Origin of the sequence: Jeotgalibacillus sp. R-1-5s-1 (genome assembly GCF_004405105.1) — a bacterium.
Taxonomy (GTDB): domain Bacteria; phylum Bacillota; class Bacilli; order Bacillales; family Jeotgalibacillaceae; genus Jeotgalibacillus.
Window position 1 is genome coordinate 1 of the sequence record NZ_SORW01000036.1, and the last position, 525, is coordinate 525.

5 tRNA genes and 1 rRNA gene are annotated in these 525 nt (G+C 53.3%); all 6 read right to left on the reverse strand.

Annotation, left to right across the window (positions count from 1 at the left end):
* A tRNA-Gly gene (locus tag E2491_RS12590) sits at positions 1-72 on the reverse strand.
* 9 nt (positions 73-81) lie between these two features.
* A tRNA-Leu gene (locus E2491_RS12595) sits at positions 82-166 on the reverse strand.
* Between the two features lie 10 nt (positions 167-176).
* Positions 177-252, reverse strand: a tRNA-Lys gene (locus E2491_RS12600).
* Positions 253-261: 9 nt separating this feature from the next.
* A tRNA-Thr gene (locus tag E2491_RS12605) sits at positions 262-337 on the reverse strand.
* 6 nt (positions 338-343) lie between these two features.
* A tRNA-Val gene (locus E2491_RS12610) sits at positions 344-419 on the reverse strand.
* Positions 420-437: 18 nt separating this feature from the next.
* A 5S ribosomal RNA gene (gene rrf / locus E2491_RS12615) occupies positions 438-525 on the reverse strand; the annotation flags it as partial.

A 525-nucleotide genomic window follows, 5' to 3' on the forward strand; every position in this document is an offset into this window, starting at 1 on the left:
AGCGGAAGACGAGATTCGAACTCGCGACCCCCACCTTGGCAAGGTGGTGTTCTACCACTGAACTACTCCCGCATATTGAATTGGTGCGGGTGGAGGGACTTGAACCCCCACGCCTTGCGGCACTAGATCCTAAGTCTAGCGTGTCTGCCAATTCCACCACACCCGCATGAAAATCATGGTGAGCCATGAAGGACTCGAACCTTCGACCCTCTGATTAAAAGTCAGATGCTCTACCAACTGAGCTAATGGCTCGAGGAAAACTGGTGCCGGCAAGAGGACTTGAACCCCCAACCTACTGATTACAAGTCAGTTGCTCTACCAATTGAGCTACACCGGCAAATAATGGTGGAGAATGACGGGCTCGAACCGCCGACCCTCTGCTTGTAAGGCAGATGCTCTCCCAGCTGAGCTAATTCTCCACGGTATTATGTAATACCGCCTAGCGACGTCCTACTCTCACAGGGGGAAACCCCCAACTACCATCGGCGCTGAAGAGCTTAACTTCCGTGTTCGGCATGGGAACGG